Here is a 13,913-nt window from a genome sequence, read left to right as displayed (position 1 = left end):
CGGGTTTCCTGACACCTCCTGTCAGTGGATCGCGGCAGACTTGCGAGCATGCGCGCGAGCCGCCTGGTGTCCCTGCTTCTCCTGCTGCAGTCCCGGGGCCGGATCACCGCCCGGGAGCTGGCGGAAGCGCTGGAGGTGTCGGTCCGGACGGTCTACCGGGACGTGGACTCGCTCAGTGCCGCGGGGGTGCCGGTGTACGGAGAGCCCGGGCACGAGGGCGGCTACCGCCTGCTCGACGGCTACCAGACGCGGCTGACCGGACTCACCGCGGACGAGGCCGAAGCGCTCTTCCTGACCAATCTCCCGGCCGCGGCCGCCCAGCTGGGCCTGACGTCCGCGGCGGCCACCGCCCAGCGCAAGCTGATGGCCGCCCTGCCCGCCGAACTGCGCGGCCGCGCGGGCCGCGTCGCCGACCGGTTCCACCTCGACCTCCCGCCCTGGTACCTCGGCGCCGACCGGACTCCCCACCTGGCACCGATCGCGGCCGCGACCTGGAACCAGCACGTCCTGCGGATCCGCTACCTGCGCTGGGCGGAGCCGCACGAGATCACGCGGACCGTGCAGCCGCACGGACTGGTCCTGAAGGCCGGCAACTGGTACCTCGTCGCTCGTGGCGGGGAGCAGTTCCGCACCTACCGGATCTCCCGGATCCTCGAGGTGGAAGTCCTCCACCGGTCGTTCGACCGCGCGGAAGGGTTCGACCTGGCGAGCCACTGGGAGGGCTACCTCGCCCACTTCGACCGCCGGCGCCACCGCGGCACCGCGGTCGTCCGGCTGTCCCGCCGCGGCCTCGACCGGCTGCCGCACCTGCTGGAACCGGCCGTCGTCGCGGCCCGCAGGACGACGGCCGGACCGGACCGGGCGGGCTGGACCGAGCTCGAGATCCCCATCGAATCGATCGAGGCGGCCGTCCCCGACCTCCTCAAGTTCGGCGGCGACGTCGAGGTCATCGCCCCGGAGGCGCTTCGATCGGAGATGCTCAGGGCCCTGCGCGCGATGAACCGCGTCTACGGTCAGGACACCTAGACGAGGGACGCACCATCGAAGGCGTCGCAGTCCGCACCGCCCGAAGCCTCCTGGCCCGCACCGCCGCCATCCGGCACAACCACACCACCGGCCAACCCATCACCCGATCCCTGACCGCCTACGACCACTGATCGGGTCACGCATCACTCGTCTAGGACATCGCCAGCGGCAGCCGCACCTCGAACCGGCACCCCGGCCCGTGGTTGTGCACCCCGATCCGCCCGCGGTGCGCCTCCACGAGCCCCTTGGCGATGGCCAGCCCCAGCCCGCCGCCGCTGGTCGTCCCGCCGCGCTCGGGGGTCCGGGCCTGCGTCCCGCGGAACGCCACGTCGAAGACCCGGCTGATCTCGTCGTCCGGGATGCCGCCGCAGGAGTCGTCGACGGCGAGGAGGGCCTCGTCGCCGTCGACACCGATCTGGACCGCGACCGTTCCGTCGGGCGGGGTGTGCCGGATCGCGTTGGACACCAGGTTCCGCACGATCCGGGCCAGTTCCGGGTCGCTGCCGGTCACCACCGGCCAGGTCGACGCGTTGGCGAGCACCCGCACCCGCTTCCGCTGGGCGACCGGCGCCTGGGCGGCGACGGCGTCGCTCACGACGTCCCGCAGCGGCACCGCGGACATCGTGAGCTCGAGGGCCCCGGCGGTGATCCGCGAGAGCTCGAACAGGTCGCCGACCATCCCGGACAGCCGCCGGGTCTCGCCGCTGATCCGCTGGGCGTAGTCGGCGACCTCGGCGCGTTCGGACACCACGCCGTCGGCCAGCGCTTCGGCCATCGCCTGGATGCCGGCCAGCGGGCTGCGCAGGTCGTGGCTGATCCAGGCGACCAGTTCGCGCCGGGACGCCTCGGCGGCGCGTTCCCGCTCGCGTGCCTCGCGTTCCCACACGCTGCGGCGTGCGATGGCCCGGCCGAGGATGATCGCCGCGGGCACGGTGACCAGGGCGACGAGCAGGCAGACCAGCAGCATCGTGGTCAGCGCCGGGGTGAACATGAACCCGCTGATGCCCAGGACCCCGACCAGCGTCGCGAGCACCGGGATCAGCACCAGCACCGTGAGCGTGGTGGCCAGCGAACCGCGGCGCAGCACGTACAGCGCGACGCCGCCCAGCGCCGCGACCGGCAGCGAGAACAGCAGCGCGAACGGCAGGATGTGCCAGAGATGCGTGAGCATCTCCGGCAAGGACTCGCCCGGGCCGATCACGGCTGCTCCCGGTCGTAGCGGTAGCCGACGCCCCACACGGTCGCCACCCGGGTCGGCTTGGCCGGGTCGCGCTCGATCTTCTCGCGCAACCGTCGCACGTGGACGGTCACTGTGGACTGATCGCCGAAGTCCCAGCTCCACACCTTTTCAAGCAGGTCCGCGCGGGAGTAGGCGACACCGGGGTGGGCGAGGAAGAACGCCAGCAGGTCGAACTCCCGGGTGGTGAGCGGCAGTTCGCGGCCGCCGAGGGTCGCGGTGCGCGCTTTCATCTGCAGGCGCAGGTCGCCGTCCACGAACTCCGCGGCGGCCGGCTCCGGGCGCGGCATCCGCGCGCGGCGCAGCACCGACACCACGCGGAGGGCGAGTTCCTTGGGACTGAAGGGTTTCGTCACGTAGTCGTCGGCGCCGAGCTGGAGCCCGGCGATGCGGTTCTCCTCCTCGCCGAGTGCGGTGAGCATGACGATCGGCACCTGGCTGACCTGGCGCAGCCGCTTGCACACCTCCAGGCCGTTGATCCCCGGCATCATGACGTCGAGGACGACCAGGTCGGGCTCGTGGGCGGCGAACTTCGCCAGACCCTGGGCACCGTCGCCGGCCATGTCGACGGTGAACCCGGCCACCTCGAGGTAGCGGCGAACGACGTCGCGGACCGTCTCGTCGTCGTCGACCACGAGCACCCGCCCGGCCTGATCGTGCATCACGTCTCCCTCACCAGCCCGTCAGCAGCAGGTGGTTGACCACCAGCGCCGTCGCCGCCTGGGCGGCGAGCCACCACCGGCGCCCGGGCCGCGGCAGCAACGCCGTCATCGGCAGCAACCACACCCCGAACGGTAACCAGATTCGTTCGGTCTCGGCTTTCGACAGGCCCGAGACGTCGGCGAAGAGGATGGCGGTCAGCGCGGCCAGGCCGAGGAGGAGCACCGGATCGGTGAGCAGGGCCCGGCGCGGGGACCCGAGACCGCGCCGGACGGCGGCCACCACCGCGGGGCCGAGGGCGACGGCCACCGCCGCCAGGTCCGCCCAGACCCAGTACGCATAGGGCCGGACCAGCGCCACACCCTGGTAGTAGCGCTCGACGACCAGGTGGTAACCGTCGAGCCACCAGAAGCCCGCCCAGGCGAAGACGCCGACGACGGCCAGTGCCGCGGCGATCGCCAGTGCCGCCGCCCGCCACTGCCGGCCGAGGACGGCGACGGCCACGGCGAGCACGCCGAGCAGCACCAGGCCGTACGACAGGAAGATCCCGAAGCCGAGCAGCACGCCGGCCGGCAGCCCGGCCGGAACGGCGTACCGGCGGCCGTCGGTGAACCCCTTCGCGGACAACGCGAGCAGAGCCAGCCCGGTGGCGGTCACCCCGGCGAACAGGCCGTCCGCGGACACCCCGTTCCACACCGCGCCGGGGGTGAGGACGGCGAACGGCAGCACCGCGCGGGCCGCCTCGGGCCGGCCGAGCAGGGCGACCGTGGCCGGCACGGCCACCGCGACCAGGCTGCCGGCGAGCACCACGGCCGTGGCCGCCCACGCGCCGCCGTGCAGGCCGATCCGGTCCAGCCAGACGAAGACGAGCGTCACACCCGGCGGGTGCCCGGACACGTGCGTCGTCCACGAGTGCGGCTGGAAGTCGAGAATGCGGGAGGAGAACTCGCGCAGCATCCGCGGGATGTCGGTGATCCCGGGCACCTCGTGGAGGTACTCCTGCGGAATGGTGAGGTGCCCGGCGAACCCGCGGGACCAGCCGTCGACCATGGCCAGCGAGAAGATCCAGGCGAGGGAGGCGAGGTAGCCGGCGGCGAGCGCGCGGCGCCACGGCAGGCGGGCGGCGAGCGCCGGGCCGTGGAGGACCACCGCGACAGCGACGAGCACGGCGAACACCGAGCCCGGGCCGACGTGCGGCAGCCAGTCGGCGAACAACGGCGGCGCCGACACGAAGATGACCACACCGGAGTGCGGCCGGTTGTAGTACAGGCCGACCGCCGTGGCCGCGGCCACGAGCACCACCGCCGCGGCGACGGCGAGGAGGTCGGCGCGGCGGCCGGGGACCGGGGCTTCGGGTTCGCGGGCAGGCGGCTCGGCGAGCCGGGCTGCCGATGTCGGCTCGCTCATCGCCGTCCACCCTAGGTCCGACGGCCGTGATCGGCGCCGCCGGAACGGCACCTGTAACGACGCGGTAAGAACTCGCCGGATGTCATGATTCGGTAAGCCCCGCAAGGGTTCTGCGGTGTTCACGGGCGGTTCTACGGTCGGCGCCGTGACTGATTCAGAAGTGGACGTCGTCCTTCCCTGCCTCGACGAAGCAAGGGCCCTCCCCGGCGTGCTGGCGGGCCTCCCGCCGGGCTACCGCGCGATCGTGGTCGACAACGGTTCGGCCGACGGTTCCCCCGAGGTGGCGGCCTCACTCGGCGCGAAGGTCGTCCACGAACCGCGCCGCGGCTACGGCGCGGCCGTGCACGCGGGGCTGGAAGCCGCCACCGCGGACATCGTGTGCTTCGCCGACGCCGACGGGTCCTTGGACCTCGCCGACCTGCCGCGGCTGGTGAGCGCGGTCGAGGACGGGGCGGACCTGGCCGTCGGACGCCGGGTGCCGGCCGGTCCCGGGGTGTGGCCGTGGCACGCGCGAGCGGGCAACGTCGTGCTGGCGCTGCTGTTGCGCAGCCGCGGGCTGCCGGTCCGGGACATCGCGCCCCTGCGCGCCGCGGACCGGCTGGCGCTGCTCCGCCTGGGCGTCGCCGACCGGGCGTTCGGCTACCCCCTGGAGCTGCTGATCAAGGCTCAGCGCGCCGGGTGGCGGGTCCGCGAGTTCGACGTCCGCTACGGCGAGCGCGCCAAGGGCACGAAGTCGAAGGTGTCCGGGTCGGTGCGGGGGACGCTGCGCGCGGTCCGCGACTTCGGGCGGGTGCTGGCCCGATGACGCGCCCGTTCGTCCTGCTGGTCGTGGCCAAGGCGCCGATCCCGGGGCTGGCCAAGACCCGGCTCTGCCCGCCGGCGACGCCGGCCGAGGCGGCGGAGGTCGCCGCCGCCGCGCTGCTCGACACGCTCGACGCCGTCTGCGCGGTGCCGGGTGCCGTGCCCGTCGTCGCGATGACCGGTGAGCTCGGCGCGGCCGCCCGGGCCGCCGAAATCGGCGTGGCGCTGCGGCGCACCACCGTGCTCCCCCAGCGTGGCCGGGACTTCGGCGTCCGGCTGGCGAACGCCCACGCCGATGCCGCCGCGGCGCACGCCGGCCTGCCGATCCTGCAGATCGGCATGGACACCCCGCAGGTCACGCCGGAGTCCCTCGCCGCGGCGGCCGCACCGGTCCTGCACGGCGGCCACGACTCGGTGCTCGGGCCGGCCGCGGACGGCGGCTGGTGGGCACTGGGCCTCGCCGAGCCGCGGCACGCGCACGTGCTCGCGGACGTCCCGATGTCCCGCGACGACACCGGCGAGCGCACGCTGCGCGCCCTCACCGCCTCCGGGCTGCGGCCGGAACAGGCCGCCCGGTTGTCCGATGTGGACACCATGGCGGACGCGCGCTCGGTGGCGGCGGCCTGCCCGGGCGGCCGGTTCGCCCGCGCCGTCGTGGCCGTCGGCGGACGGGCGGTCGCGTGATGACGGCCCCGGTGCTCGGCGGGCACGAGTTCGACCGCGGCCTGCTCGGCCACCGGTGCTGGCTCGAACTGGCGAACGGCGACCGGATCGAGCTGCCGGTGGAACGCTGGACCGCGCCGTCCGAGGGCGACGACGTCCTGCTCGACGCGTGTTCCGGCCCGACCGTCGACCTCGGGTGCGGCCCCGGCAGGCTCACCGCGGCGCTGGCCGGGCGCGGGGTCGTCGCGCTGGGCGTGGACAGCTCGCGCACGGCCGTCGGGCTGACCCGGCGGCGCGGCGGGAGTGCGCTGCAGCGCAACCTCTTCGACCGCTTGCCCGGCGAAGGCCGGTGGCGGCACGCCCTGCTCGCGGACGGCAACATCGGCATCGGCGGCGACCCGGCGGCGCTGCTGCGGCGCACGGCGCAGCTGATCGCCGCCGACGGCGACGTCCTCGTGGAGCTGGAGCCGCCCGGTCACGGCCTGCGGCACGAGCGCGTCCGGCTCCGGCCCGGCCACGCCGACGTCGCCTGGTTCACCTGGGCCTGGGTCGGGGTGGACGCGATCGCCGAAGTCGCCGCGCGCGCCGGGTTGCGCGTCGGCTGGACCACCCGGTGCGGGCAGCGCTGGTTCGCGCGATTGGAGCGGCCGTGAAGCTCCCCATCCCGGCGGAAGCACAGTTCCAGGCCCCGGCGCACCACGAGCGGGTGACGTCGAAGATCGGCCTGGCGCTCGCGATCACCTTCACGACGTGCTTCGTGACCGGGTTGATCAGCCACCTGATCCAGCACCCGCCGACGTGGTTCTCCTGGCCCAGCCGTCCGATCGGGCTCTACCGCGTCACGCAGGGGCTGCACGTGATCTCCGGCGTGGCGTCGATCCCGTTGTTGCCGGCGAAACTGTGGAGCGTCTACCCGAAGCTGTTCGGCCGGCCGCTCGTCCGCTCGCTGCCGCACGCACTGGAGCGGCTGTCGATCCTGGTGCTGTCCGGTTCGGCGTTCTTCGAGCTGACGACCGGGCTGCTGAACGTCGCGCAGAACTACCCGTGGGGCTTCTACTTCCCGCAGGTGCACTACGCGGTCGCGTGGCTGGCGATCGGGTCGATCCTGGTGCACGTCGCGGTGAAGCTGCCGGTCATCCGCCGCGCGCTGAGCCGGGCGACCGTCGAGGAACCACCGGCCGCGGGGCTGTCCCGGCGGGGTTTCCTGGTCACCACCGGGCTGGCGACCGGAGTCGCGGTCGTCGCCACCGCCGGTGCGACGGTTCCGTTCCTGCGCGGGGTTTCCGGCCTCGCCTGGAAGACGGGCAAGGGCACGCAGAACCTGCCGGTGAACCGCACGGCGGCGGCCGCGGGTGTCACGTGGTCGCCGGCCTGGCGGCTCTCCGTGGTGACCCCGCGCGGCACGACGAAGTTCTCGCTCGACGAGCTGCGCGCGCTGCCGCAGACGACGGCGGAGCTGCCGATCGCCTGTGTGGAGGGCTGGAGCCAGTCGGCCACCTGGCGCGGGATCTCCCTGCCCACGCTGCTGAAAGCCGTCGGCGCGGCACCGGGCACGGCGGTCCGGGTGTCCTCTTCGGAGCGTTCCGGGCTGTACGGCGTCAGTGTGCTGCCCGGCGAGCACACCGCCGACGACCTGACGCTGCTGGCGCTGGAGCTGAACGGCGAGGTGCTCGACATCGACCACGGCTTCCCGTGCCGGATCATCGCCCCGAACCGGCCCGGCGTGCTGCAGACGAAGTGGGTCACGAAGCTGGAGGCGCTGTGAAGACCGTCCGCGTGCTCCTCGCCCTGCCGGGTCTTGCGGCGCTAGCGTGGGGAGTGGTGCTGTTCGCCGAGTACGCGCTGCCCCTGCGTCCGGACGTCTTCGGGACGGTGGGCTGGATCATCGGCGGGCCGATCGTCAACGACGCCGTCATCGCCCCGCTGACGGCCGTGCTCGGCGTCGTCCTGTCCCGCCTCCTCCCGCCCCACTGGCGAACCCCCGTCATCGCGGGCACGGTCATCACCGCCGCGCTGGCGATCCTGGCGTTCCCGCTGCTCTGGCGCCCGTACGGCACCCCGCCGATGCCCGGCCTCCACGACGGCAACCCGGCCCTCGGCCTGGCCCTCACCACCGCAACGGTCTGGCTGGCCGTGGTCCTGACCGCCCTCCGCCCCCGCGCCATCCCCCCAACAACCCGTGATGCCCCTCCAATCACGCAAGAAGCCGTCCCAATCACGCGTGATGCCCCTCCAGTCACGCGAGATACCCCTCCAGCCACACCAACCGACCCTCCAGGCACACGAGCCGACCCTCCAGGTACGCCGGCCGACCGTCCCGGCTCCTGACCCCGGCCACAAATGCGGCCACGCGCGACCGGCATCGAGTGCCTGGTCGCGCGTGGCCTTGGGGGTCCGGCCCCGAAAACGGGGGTCGAGCCGAAGCTGGTCTCGGCCGCACCACGGCGGCCGAGCGTCTCTGGAACGGATCAGTTGGGCTGGACGGGCTTGCCGCCGAGCGTCACCTCGACCGTGCGGTTGTCGGCCAGCGTGAACGTCGCCTTCTCGTCCGGGGCCCGGGTGCGGATCGCCGCGACCAGGGTGTCGGCCGAGTCGATCGGGCGGTCGTCGATCTTGGTGACGATGTCGCCCGCCTTGAGGCCGGCCTTCTCCGCCGGGCTGCCGCTGTCGATGGCGCCGAGCTGGGCGCCCCCCTGCGGGGCGTCCTTCACCTGCGCGCCGATGTAGGTCTGCACGGCCTGGCCGGTCTTGATGATCGTGTCCGCGGTGCGGCGGGCCTGGTCGATCGGGATGGCGAAGCCGATGCCGACGTTGCCGCCTTCGGAGGCGCCCTGCCCCTGGCCACCGGAGGCCGACTGCGGGCTGTAGATCGCCGAGTTGATGCCGATGACCTGCCCGGCCATGTTCGCCAGCGGGCCACCCGAGTTGCCGGGGTTGATCGCCGCGTCGGTCTGGACGGCGTCCATCACCGTGGTCTGGTCGCCGCTGCTGCCGCCGGCGCGCACCGGCCGGTGCAGCGAGCTGACGATGCCCGAGGTGACCGTGCCGGCCAGCTCGAACGGCGAGCCGATGGCGACCACCGACTGGCCGACCCGCAGGTCGTCGGACCGGCCGATCTCGACCGGGGTCAGGTTGCTGACGCCGCTGACCTTCACGACCGCGATGTCGGTCGTCGGGTCGCGGCCGATGACCTTGGCGGCGGCCTTCTTGCCGTCCTGGAACACCGCCTGGATCTGCCCGCCGTTCGCGGCGACCTCGACGACGTGATTGTTGGTCAGGATGTAGCCGTCGGTGCTGATGACGAACCCGGAGCCCTCGCCGGCCCCCTGCTGGCCGCTGACCTGCAGCTCGACCACGCTCGGCGACAGCTTTTGCGCGACGGCCTCGACCGAGCCGGCGGGCGCGTTGCCGGTCTGCTGGGCCGGCTTCGGCGCGTCGAGCGCGTTGCCGACCGGGCCGGACGACCCGCCGGTGAAGTACCCGACCGTCCCGCCCGCGATGCCGCCGACCAGCAGCGCCACCAGCGCGACGCCGGCGAGCAGCTTCCCGCCGGACCGCTTGGGCTCCGTGGGTGCGGGTGCGGGGTAAGCGGACGTGCCGTGCTGCCCGTACGGGTTCGGCGGCGGGTAGACGCTCTGCGGGTTCTGGCCGGACGGCAGCTGCGCACCGGGGGCGGACCAGGGGTTCGCGGCCTGCGCGCCGTACCCCGGATCGGCCCCCGTGACCGCGTGGTAGGACGGCTCGGAGTACTGCGGCACACCGCCGGACTCGGGCTGGGCCTGCTCACCGTACGGGCTCCCCGGCCAACCGCCCTGAGCCGCCTGCTGGCCGGTCTCGGGGTGCCGCGGCGCCGCGGGGTCGTGCGCGCTGGGGTCGTTCTCGGTCATGTCCTCACCTTGCGCGATGGTCCTGAGAGGTTCCTGAGCCGAACCTGTGCATCGGAGATGAGTATGGCCGGGTTCAGCCCGCCGCGCGGAGCCGTTGCGCGATCTGCTCCGGCGTCGCGTCGTTGATCCACACCGCCATGCCCGATTCCGACCCCGCCAGGTACTTCAGCTTGTCCTTCGCGCGCAGCACGGAGAACAGTTCCAGGTGGAGCCAGCCGAGCTCGCGGTCGCGGTGCACCGGCGCCTGGTGCCACGCCGCGATGTAGGGCAGCGGCCGGTCGTACAGGGCGTCGCAGCGGCGCAGCACGTCGAGGTAGACGTCGGCGAAGTCGTCGCGCTCGGCGTCGGTCAGCGCCGGGATGTCCGGGACCTGCCGGTGCGGCACGATCTGGACCTGGACGGGCCAGCGGGCCGCCGGCGGCACGTACGCCGTCCAGTGCTCGCCGGAGGCCACCACGCGCGCGCCGGACTTGAGTTCGGCCGCGAGCACGTCGCCGAGCACCGGGCGGCCGTGTTCGGCCTGGTAGGCGCGCGCCACGTCGAGCATCCGCTCGGTCTTCGGGGTGACGAACGGGTAGCCGTAGATCTGACCGTGCGGGTGCGACAGCGTGACGCCGATTTCCTCGCCGCGGTTCTCGAACGGGAAGACCTGCTCGACGCCGGGCACCGCGGACAGCCCGGTCGTGCGGTCCGCCCACGCGTCCACCACGGCCCGCACCTGCTTCGCGCTCAGCTGCGCAAAAGAACCGTCGTGGTTGCTGGTGAAGCAGACGACCTCACAGCGGCCGCGGCCGGGCCGCACCGGCACCAGCCCGAGGCCATCCACAGTGGACGGCTCGCCGACGACGTCCTCGGCGAAGGACGGGAACCGGTTCTCGAAGACGACGACGTCGTAGTCGCTTTCGGGGATCTCGCTCGGCTTGCCGGGCTTGCTCGGGCACAGCGGGCAGAGGTCCGCGGGCGGCTTGTAGGTCCGCGTCTGCCGGTGCGCGGCCATCGCGACCCACTCCCCGGTCAGCGGGTCCAGCCGGATCTCCGACGCGGCCGAAACCGGCGGCAGGTCGCGGGTGTCCTCGGCGACGCGATCCGGCGCGCCGGGCTGGTCGAAGTAGATGATCTCCCGGCCGTCGGCCAGGTGTCGTACGGTTCGCTTCACGCTTCTTCGGCCTCGACCGTCTCCGCCGTTTCGGCGATCATGAGTTCCCCTGCCCTTTCGGCGAGTATTTCCTTGGCCTCGCCCGGAATCCCGTCATCGGTGACGACGACGTCGGCCTCGTCGAGATCGGCGATCGTCGAGATCCCGACGGTGCCCCACTTCGTGTGGTCGGCGAGCACGACGAGCTTGCGCCCGGCCTCGACCAGCGCGCGGTCGGTCTCGCTCTCGGTGAGGTTCGGGGTCGTGAACCCCGGCCCGTCGGCCATGCCGTGCACGCCGAGGAAGACGACGTCCAGGTGCAGCGAACGCAGGCTGTGCACGGCAACCGGCCCGACGAGCGCGTCCGACGGCGTCCGCACCCCGCCGGTGAGCACGACCGTGCGGTCCGGCTGCGTCGACCCGCGGAGCACGTCGGCGACCTGGATCGAGTTGGTCACGATGGTGAGCCCGGGGATGGCGTCGAGCGCCCGCGCCAGCGTCCACGTGGTGGTGCCGGCGGAGATGCCGATCGCGGTGCCGGGCCGGACGAGCGTCGCGGCGAGCTCGGCGATGGCTTCCTTCTGCGCCCGCTGGCGCACGGACTTGGCTTCGAAGCCGGGTTCGTCGGTGCTCTTGCCGACGATCGAAGTGGCGCCGCCGTACACCTTCTCGACGAGCCCGCGCCCGGCGAGGACGTCGAGGTCGCGGCGCACCGTCATGTCGGACACGCCCAGCCTGGTCACGAGGTCACTGACCCGGACCGCACCGGTCCGCCGTGCCTCTTCCAGGATCACCGCCTGTCGCTGACGCGCCAGCACCGTTCAACTCCGTCCCCGTCGAATCAACCACACAAAATCCTACACGATTCAACAAGGATTCCGCTGTCCAGAGGAGGGTGAACTTCGAATGTCCAGGTCACCACGCGAGGAGCGCCACACTGGCCGACAAAGGGTCAGCCGGGCGCCCCCGGCAGCCGGATCGTCATCAACGCGCCGCCTTCGGGCGCCTGGGAGGCGTACACGCTGCCGCCGTGCCGCTCGGCCGCGTGCTTCACGATCGCCAGCCCGAGGCCCGAACCGGGCAGCGTCCGCGCCTCCGACGAGCGGTAGAAGCGGTCGAACACCTTGGGCAGGTCCTCTTCGGCGATGCCCGGCCCGGCGTCCGCGACCTCGACGACGGCGGTGCCGTCGCCGAGCGGGTACAGCCGCACCCAGACCGTCGCATCGGGCGGCGAGAACTTCACCGCGTTGTCGAGCAGGTTCAGCACCGCGCGCTCGAGCGCGCTGTTGTCGCCGGTGAGCACCCACGGCTGCAGCGACACGTCGAAGTTGATCTCACCCGCCCGCCGCCGTGCCCGGTCGAGCGCCCGCTCGACGACCTCCAGCAGTTCGACGCGCTCGAACCGCTCGCGCGGCTCGTCCTGGCGCGCGAGCTCGACCAGGTCGCCGATGAGCTGGGTCAGCTCGTCGAGCTGCCCGCTGATGTCGGCGACGATGTCGATCCGGTCGGCGTCCGGCAGCGGCGGCGCGCCCGGCTTGCTCGCGGCGAGCAGCAGCTCGAGGTTGGTCCGCAGCGACGTCAGCGGTGTCCGCAGCTCGTGGCCGGCGTCCGCGACCAGCTGGCGCTGGCGCTCTTGGGAGTCCGCGACCGTGCCGAGCATGGTGTTGAAGGTCTGGGTGAGGCGCGCCAGCTCGTCGTCGCCGCTGACCGGGATGGGCCGCAGGTCGCCGGTCTTGGCGACGCGCTCGGCGGCCGACGTCAGCCGGTCGACCGGGCGCAGGCCGGTGCGCGCGACCGCGGTGCCCGCCGCGGCGGCGACCAGGATGCCGGCCCCGCCGATCAGGAAGAGCACCAGTGCGAGCTCGTTCAGCGTGCGCTTGGTCGGACCCATCGACTGGGCCAGCACGATGGCCTCGCCGTGGCCGGTCGGCAGCGCGACCACGCGGCTGTCGGAGCGGAAGTCCGTCCGCAGCGACTCCGCCGAATCACCGTTCGCGACGGCCAGCTCGTCCTGCCCGAACGGCGGCGGCGCGCTCGACAACGGGTAGGTCATCACCGCGTGCTGGACGTCGGGCGCGGCGTTGAGCTGCCCGATCTGCAGGTCGGCGCTGGCCAGGAACGCGCCGGGGACCTGCCGCAGCTCGGTCTGCACCTGCGGCGAGTCGGCCGCCGCCTGCGCGCGGGCCATCAGGCTGTCGTCGAGCTGCTGGTAGAGGTTGTTGCGCACGACCATGTACGCGCCGATCGACACCAGCGCGACGGCGCCGGCGACACAGGCGGCGGCGAGCAGCGTCACCCGGCCGCGCAGCGAGAACCGGCGGGCTCCCCAGCGCGTGCCGCGGGGATCGCCGGGTTCGGTCACGGCGGGGTTTCCCGCAGGACGTACCCCACTCCCCGCACCGTGTGGATCAGCCGCGGCTCCCCCTCGGCTTCCGTCTTGCGGCGCAAGTAGCCGACGTAGACCTCCAGCGCGTTGCCCGACGTCGGGAAGTCGTAACCCCATACTTCCTCCAGGATCCGGCCACGCGTGAGGACGTGCTTCGGGTAGGAAAGGAACAGTTCCAGCAGGGCGAATTCGGTCCGGGTCAGGCTGATCTCGCGGCCGCCGCGGCGGACCTCGCGAGTGCCGGGGTCGAGGGTCAGGTCCGCGAAGGACAGGGCCTCCGAGGCTTGGCCGTTCGGGCCCTCCGGGATGGCGCGGCGCAGCAGCGCCCGCAGCCGGGCGAGCAGCTCCTCGAGCGCGAAGGGCTTCGGCAGGTAGTCGTCGGCGCCGGCGTCCAGCCCGGACACCCGGTCGGAGACGGTGTCGCGGGCGGTGAGCACGAGGATCGGCAGGTCGTCACCGGTGCTGCGCAGGCGGCGGGCGACCTCCAGGCCGTCGAGCCGGGGCATCATGACGTCCAGGACCATGGCGTCCGGCCGGTCGGCGATGATCGCCTCCAGCGCCTGCGCACCGTCGCTGGCCAGCTGGACCTGGTAGCCGTTGAACTCCAGGGACCGCCGGAGCGACTCACGGACGGCGCGGTCGTCGTCCACCACAAGGATGCGCATGGCGCTAGTTTTACGCAGCGTGCTGAGACCCGCCTAAGAACACACA

14 protein-coding genes are annotated in these 13,913 nt (G+C 72.9%); 6 read left to right on the top strand and 8 right to left on the bottom strand.

The window, feature by feature from the left end:
* Nucleotides 1-48: 48 nt before the first annotated feature.
* The gene (locus tag Q5425_RS15615) at nucleotides 49-1,026 is read left to right on the top strand and encodes a YafY family protein (protein WP_308672936.1); all 978 of its coding nucleotides are present in this window, start codon (nucleotides 49-51) and stop codon (nucleotides 1,024-1,026) included.
* Between the two features lie 151 nt (nucleotides 1,027-1,177).
* Here Q5425_RS15615 and Q5425_RS15610 read toward each other — a convergent pair whose 3' ends face one another.
* The 3 genes from Q5425_RS15610 to Q5425_RS15600 are packed head-to-tail and all read right to left on the bottom strand — an operon-like array spanning nucleotide 1,178 to nucleotide 4,330.
* Nucleotides 1,178-2,227, bottom strand: a complete 1,050-nt coding sequence (locus Q5425_RS15610; protein ID WP_308672935.1) for a HAMP domain-containing sensor histidine kinase — start codon at nucleotides 2,225-2,227, stop codon at nucleotides 1,178-1,180.
* Entirely contained in the window at nucleotides 2,224-2,925 is a 702-nt protein-coding gene (locus Q5425_RS15605) for a response regulator transcription factor (RefSeq protein ID WP_308672934.1), read from the bottom strand. Before Q5425_RS15605 ends, Q5425_RS15610 begins: the two co-directional genes overlap by 4 nt.
* Before the next feature lie 10 nt (nucleotides 2,926-2,935).
* A complete protein-coding gene (locus Q5425_RS15600) occupies nucleotides 2,936-4,330 on the bottom strand; it encodes a hypothetical protein (RefSeq protein WP_308672933.1) in 1,395 nt (464 codons plus the stop codon).
* A gap of 160 nt (nucleotides 4,331-4,490) precedes the next feature.
* On the opposite strand from Q5425_RS15600, the gene Q5425_RS15595 reads away from it, so the two are divergent.
* Genes Q5425_RS15595 through Q5425_RS15575 form a run of 5 tightly spaced genes read left to right on the top strand, consistent with a single transcriptional unit; the run spans nucleotide 4,491 to nucleotide 8,122 of the window.
* Nucleotides 4,491-5,135, top strand: coding sequence for a glycosyltransferase family 2 protein (locus Q5425_RS15595; RefSeq protein WP_308673111.1), 645 nt, complete (start codon nucleotides 4,491-4,493; stop codon nucleotides 5,133-5,135).
* Entirely contained in the window at nucleotides 5,132-5,815 is a 684-nt protein-coding gene (locus Q5425_RS15590) for a DUF2064 domain-containing protein (protein WP_308672932.1), read from the top strand. Before Q5425_RS15595 ends, Q5425_RS15590 begins: the two co-directional genes overlap by 4 nt.
* Nucleotides 5,815-6,447: a class I SAM-dependent methyltransferase gene (locus tag Q5425_RS15585; protein WP_308672931.1), complete on the top strand. Its 633-nt coding sequence runs from the start codon at nucleotides 5,815-5,817 to the stop codon at nucleotides 6,445-6,447. The genes Q5425_RS15590 and Q5425_RS15585 overlap by 1 nt, the downstream gene beginning before the upstream one ends.
* Nucleotides 6,444-7,559 (top strand): molybdopterin-dependent oxidoreductase, encoded by a 1,116-nt coding sequence (locus Q5425_RS15580; protein WP_308672930.1) that lies wholly within the window; start codon nucleotides 6,444-6,446, stop codon nucleotides 7,557-7,559. Before Q5425_RS15585 ends, Q5425_RS15580 begins: the two co-directional genes overlap by 4 nt.
* The gene (locus tag Q5425_RS15575; RefSeq protein ID WP_308672929.1) at nucleotides 7,556-8,122 is read left to right on the top strand and encodes a hypothetical protein; all 567 of its coding nucleotides are present in this window, start codon (nucleotides 7,556-7,558) and stop codon (nucleotides 8,120-8,122) included. Before Q5425_RS15580 ends, Q5425_RS15575 begins: the two co-directional genes overlap by 4 nt.
* A gap of 140 nt (nucleotides 8,123-8,262) precedes the next feature.
* Here the strand turns inward: Q5425_RS15575 and Q5425_RS15570 are convergent, their stop codons facing one another.
* The 5 genes from Q5425_RS15570 to Q5425_RS15550 all read right to left on the bottom strand — a co-directional run bounded on the left by Q5425_RS15570 (nucleotide 8,263) and on the right by Q5425_RS15550 (nucleotide 13,867).
* On the bottom strand, nucleotides 8,263-9,681 hold the full coding sequence (locus tag Q5425_RS15570) for a trypsin-like peptidase domain-containing protein (RefSeq protein WP_308672928.1): 1,419 nt from the start codon (nucleotides 9,679-9,681) through the stop codon (nucleotides 8,263-8,265).
* 73 nt (nucleotides 9,682-9,754) lie between these two features.
* Nucleotides 9,755-10,837: a galactose-1-phosphate uridylyltransferase gene (gene galT / locus Q5425_RS15565; RefSeq protein ID WP_308672927.1), complete on the bottom strand. Its 1,083-nt coding sequence runs from the start codon at nucleotides 10,835-10,837 to the stop codon at nucleotides 9,755-9,757.
* Nucleotides 10,834-11,634, bottom strand: a complete 801-nt coding sequence (locus Q5425_RS15560; RefSeq protein WP_308672926.1) for a DeoR/GlpR family DNA-binding transcription regulator — start codon at nucleotides 11,632-11,634, stop codon at nucleotides 10,834-10,836. Before Q5425_RS15560 ends, galT begins: the two co-directional genes overlap by 4 nt.
* A 134-nt stretch (nucleotides 11,635-11,768) precedes the next feature.
* Nucleotides 11,769-13,178, bottom strand: coding sequence for a HAMP domain-containing sensor histidine kinase (locus Q5425_RS15555; protein ID WP_308672925.1), 1,410 nt, complete (start codon nucleotides 13,176-13,178; stop codon nucleotides 11,769-11,771).
* The gene (locus Q5425_RS15550; RefSeq protein ID WP_308672924.1) at nucleotides 13,175-13,867 is read right to left on the bottom strand and encodes a response regulator transcription factor; all 693 of its coding nucleotides are present in this window, start codon (nucleotides 13,865-13,867) and stop codon (nucleotides 13,175-13,177) included. Before Q5425_RS15550 ends, Q5425_RS15555 begins: the two co-directional genes overlap by 4 nt.
* Nucleotides 13,868-13,913 lie beyond the last annotated feature (46 nt).

This window comes from Amycolatopsis sp. A133 (assembly GCF_031082405.1).
Taxonomy (GTDB): Bacteria; Actinomycetota; Actinomycetes; order Mycobacteriales; family Pseudonocardiaceae; genus Amycolatopsis.
This window is presented reverse-complemented; position numbering and strand designations above follow the sequence as displayed.

What these genes read in the sequence shown, in the direction of transcription:
- Q5425_RS15590 (WP_308672932.1), top strand. Translation starts at nt 5,132, where the DNA reads ATGACGCGCCCGTTCGTCCTGCTGGTCGTGGCCAAGGCGCCGATCCCG.
- Q5425_RS15605 (WP_308672934.1), bottom strand. Translation starts at nt 2,925, where the DNA reads ATGCACGATCAGGCCGGGCGGGTGCTCGTGGTCGACGACGACGAGACG.
- Q5425_RS15615 (WP_308672936.1), top strand. Translation starts at nt 49, where the DNA reads ATGCGCGCGAGCCGCCTGGTGTCCCTGCTTCTCCTGCTGCAGTCCCGG.
- Q5425_RS15585 (WP_308672931.1), top strand. Translation starts at nt 5,815, where the DNA reads ATGACGGCCCCGGTGCTCGGCGGGCACGAGTTCGACCGCGGCCTGCTC.
- Q5425_RS15550 (WP_308672924.1), bottom strand. Translation starts at nt 13,867, where the DNA reads ATGCGCATCCTTGTGGTGGACGACGACCGCGCCGTCCGTGAGTCGCTC.
- Q5425_RS15570 (WP_308672928.1), bottom strand. Translation starts at nt 9,681, where the DNA reads ATGACCGAGAACGACCCCAGCGCGCACGACCCCGCGGCGCCGCGGCAC.
- Q5425_RS15600 (WP_308672933.1), bottom strand. Translation starts at nt 4,330, where the DNA reads ATGAGCGAGCCGACATCGGCAGCCCGGCTCGCCGAGCCGCCTGCCCGC.